Origin of the sequence: Flavobacterium sp., from assembly GCF_044371705.1 — a bacterium.
Taxonomy (GTDB): domain Bacteria; phylum Bacteroidota; class Bacteroidia; order Flavobacteriales; family Flavobacteriaceae; genus Flavobacterium.
Map to the genome: position 1 here is coordinate 1 of NZ_JBILTE010000238.1, position 3,386 is coordinate 3,386.

At 35.1% G+C, this 3,386-nt stretch carries 3 protein-coding genes and 1 pseudogene; 2 read left to right on the forward strand and 2 right to left on the reverse strand.

Going from position 1 to position 3,386, the window contains the following annotated elements:
* Positions 1 to 261, reverse strand: a pseudogene (locus tag ACIQ2S_RS12240) (cytochrome c family protein); the annotation flags it as partial.
* Between the two features lie 21 nt (positions 262 to 282).
* On the reverse strand, positions 283 to 1,881 hold the full coding sequence (locus ACIQ2S_RS12245) for a hypothetical protein (protein ID WP_396176393.1): 1,599 nt from the start codon (positions 1,879 to 1,881) through the stop codon (positions 283 to 285).
* A 218-nt stretch (positions 1,882 to 2,099) separates the two neighbouring features.
* On the opposite strand from ACIQ2S_RS12245, the gene ACIQ2S_RS12250 reads away from it, so the two are divergent.
* Positions 2,100 to 2,981 carry a pyridoxal-dependent decarboxylase gene (locus tag ACIQ2S_RS12250; protein ID WP_396176395.1) on the forward strand — a complete coding sequence of 294 codons (882 nt, stop codon included), beginning with the start codon at positions 2,100 to 2,102 and terminating at the stop codon, positions 2,979 to 2,981.
* Positions 2,982 to 3,344 (forward strand): hypothetical protein, encoded by a 363-nt coding sequence (locus ACIQ2S_RS12255; protein ID WP_396176397.1) that lies wholly within the window; start codon positions 2,982 to 2,984, stop codon positions 3,342 to 3,344. It abuts the gene before it with no gap.
* The last annotated feature ends 42 nt before the right edge of the window (positions 3,345 to 3,386 follow it).

Sequence of the window (3,386 nt, forward strand, 5' to 3'; positions counted from 1 at the left end):
TTGTGTGATGTGTGAAACAAATTCCTCCTTTGTAGCATTATTCATTAAGTAACGAGCTTTGATAGCAACCATGGGTGGAGCAATACGACCTTCGGTTTCAGAAGCTGTTGGACTGTGACAGATGTAGCAATGAGTTGCCATCAATTGTTGGGCTTCTTGAGCTTCTACTTCCGTCAAATCTTTTGGGATTTCAAGTAGTTCCACTTTTTTTTGACAAGACACTAAACTTAGAACTACGACTATAAAAATACTACTTTTCATGACTTAATGATTTTATCTGTTTTAATTCACAACTACTTTTTGAGAAACATAAAACTTATTATCAAAAATAAATGTGATAATAATTACTTGATTTGATACTTTGTTGAGTTCAAAATTCATTGAGTTTTCACCTACCTCAGCATCCGTAATTTCTCCTTCTGATACTATTTTTCCATCCATGGAAGTCACAAAATAATCAACAGTCGTCTCATACGCCATCGTGAAATTTAAACGAATCACCCCATTTTTAGTTGGATTGGGTGAAACGGACATACTAAAAGGATTTTTTCCATTTACTGCAGGAACATCTAACGTAGGTGTATAAATTAATTTCACTTCATAAATGGTTGGATCAGCGGATGTAGTTGAAGTTTGATTATTTGAAAACGGATTAATGCTTGGACTTTGAATGCCACCGTATAAATGACCGATTACAAATTCTAACGCAGTAATATCATTCAATTTAATCACTTTATTTGTATAGTGCGGCAAACTTGCATTTGGAATAAATTCTGTTCCTGCCCCTTTATAAGTAGGCATTTCTAAAGGAAATTTATGTTCTGTTAGGGTGCCGTCCGCAATTCGTGTTACCCGACTGATTGTTTTGACAAAAGGCACATTATCATCTTGAATCAATGTGGTTCCATTGTAGTAATACTGACTCATGCCACCAAAAAACAAACTGTGCATTTTATTGGCTGCCGCATCATACAATCCAACTTTTCCATTGTGATAATTACTTAAATATTGGTTGAACTGGGTTTGAGGAAAATATCCGCTACTTTTTACATCCACCGGATATAAAAAAGGTAAATTGGCATTAATTTGAAACACACCCGAGGAAATGGTATACCCTTCTTCACCATTAGGAAAAACCTGAGGAACCAAATTAAAATCGCGACGATGCAAATGAATGGCATCTGTGACTGATGAATAATTGGTATAACTCAATTGCGTCCCCGAATTATCAATCGTGAATTTTTGAATTTTATTCAGATACGTTTGTGTAAAAGTTGGGTTGTTCATGGGATTGTATCTTCCCGTAAAAACATGTCCGCCAATTAAATAAAACTCACTTCCAATTTTTCCTAGTTGTCCGCCTGTATTTTGAAAAATAGGATTGGAAATTTGTTTAAAATAGGAAGTAATTGGATTGTTATTTATGATTGCATCCATTAAATTGGGAACGTCAACCGCTGTTAATTTATCAAAAGTGATGTGATTGTTTGCAGAAACTGCAAAAGCATAACCGCCAATTATATACAAAGCATTTCCGTCTTGATAAAAATTCATGTTTGTTGCTTGTAATTGTTCTTTTAACCCTGTAGCTAAAGTATTTACCGAGGCTGACCAAAATTGTTGTGTGGCAATATCAATTACATATATATTGGTATTATTTAACGAGCCCGGGAAAGCATTGAAGGGTTGACGGGCGTGAATTCCATCCAATCTTCCTCCGATAATTAACCATTTTCCGTTGTGTTGTGCATATACATACGAATGTAAACCCGGTAAATTTGGAATTGCAAGAGGTGTCAACTGCACTTGATAATCAAAAGTTGGTTGGGAAAATAAAAGACCGGATAGTAGAAGAAAAACAAATTTTAATAGTGATTTCATGAGTACATTTTTAGCTGTGAACGGAAATTCATTATATAACTTAAAAATCATAACCTTCCACAATGCGAATGTAGAACATCAACCAATAAGATAAAGTAACTTATGTTACATACTCATCTGTATTAAAAAATATTTTTAAATAATATCGGAAAAACATGATTTAAATCATAAAAGAATCACGTTTAAAAAATCAATTTTGCCAAATAAATTGGAAAAGTATGCTTCATTGGAAAAAGCTGACAAAAAAAGAACAAATTGAACGTGTACAAACGGCCTTAAGCAAAAATGTCAATTTTGCTAAAGATGCCACTTTGGGTTATCCGGCTTCAAAATTGGATGGCAAAGTGTTTTATACTGATGCTCCCTTTTTAAAAGACGCACCGGTTTTAATGACATTTGTTGCCAACCCCAATCATATTGGATGTCATACGGTTGGGGTTTCTGAATCGGCTTTTGCAGGAACACATGAAATTGAACGAGAAGCATTGGATATTTTAGCCGTTGATGTCTTTGGCTCGGAAGAGAACGAATACGATGGCTATATTGCAACCGGAGGAACGGAAGCGAATATTCAAGCTATGTGGATGTACCGCAATTATTTTATGAATACTTTTGGTGCAAAAGCTTCAGAAATTGTTTTGATTGCGTCGGAGGACACGCATTATTCCATTGCAAAAGGATCGAATTTGCTAATGCTTGACTGGATAAAGGTCCCTGTAAGTTTTGACGATCGAAAAATTAATGTCGTCACGTTTGAAAATCAAATACTAGAAGCTCAAAAGCAGGGCAAAAAATATTTTATTGTTTTTTGTAATATGGGAACGACCATGTTTGGATCTGTAGATCATCCGGATGATTATATTTCCTTACTTGAGAAATACAGTTTAAACTATAAAATGCATGTGGATGCAGCTTATGGAGGTTTTGTCTATCCGTTTTTAGCAAAAGAAAACCCACTGAGTTTTAAGAATCCTAGCATATCCTCTATCACCATTGATGCTCATAAAATGTTGCAAGCACCTTACGGAACAGGGATCTTTTTATGTAGAAAAGGTTTAATAGAAAATGCGTTAACCAAAGAAGCTGCTTATGTTGAATGAATGGACTTAACCCTTTCGGGAAGTCGCTCGGGAGCCAATGCGGTAGCTATTTGGATGATTCTTTCTACCTACGGTCCGAATGGCTGGTATGAAAAAGTAAAAGTTCTGCAAATGCGAACGGATTGGCTTTGCAAACAATTGGATGAATTGCAGATTTCCTATTTTAGAGAACCTGCCATGAATATTGTCACTATTAAAGCCAAACACATTCCGCCATCCTTGGCTCATAAATTTGATTTAGTGCCTCAAAAGCACGATTCAGAAACAAATCAGTGGTACAAAATTGTTTTAATGGAGCATGTGGAAGTAGAACATCTCACACAATTTTTAAATAACCTGAAAGAGGCATTACTACTTGCATGAAAAGTTAATTATCCAAAAGAAAAGACAGTTTTAAAAGCTTAG

What these genes read in the sequence shown, in the direction of transcription:
- ACIQ2S_RS12255 (WP_396176397.1), top strand. Translation starts at nt 2,982, where the DNA reads ATGGACTTAACCCTTTCGGGAAGTCGCTCGGGAGCCAATGCGGTAGCT.
- ACIQ2S_RS12250 (WP_396176395.1), top strand. Translation starts at nt 2,100, where the DNA reads ATGCTTCATTGGAAAAAGCTGACAAAAAAAGAACAAATTGAACGTGTA.
- ACIQ2S_RS12245 (WP_396176393.1), bottom strand. Translation starts at nt 1,881, where the DNA reads ATGAAATCACTATTAAAATTTGTTTTTCTTCTACTATCCGGTCTTTTA.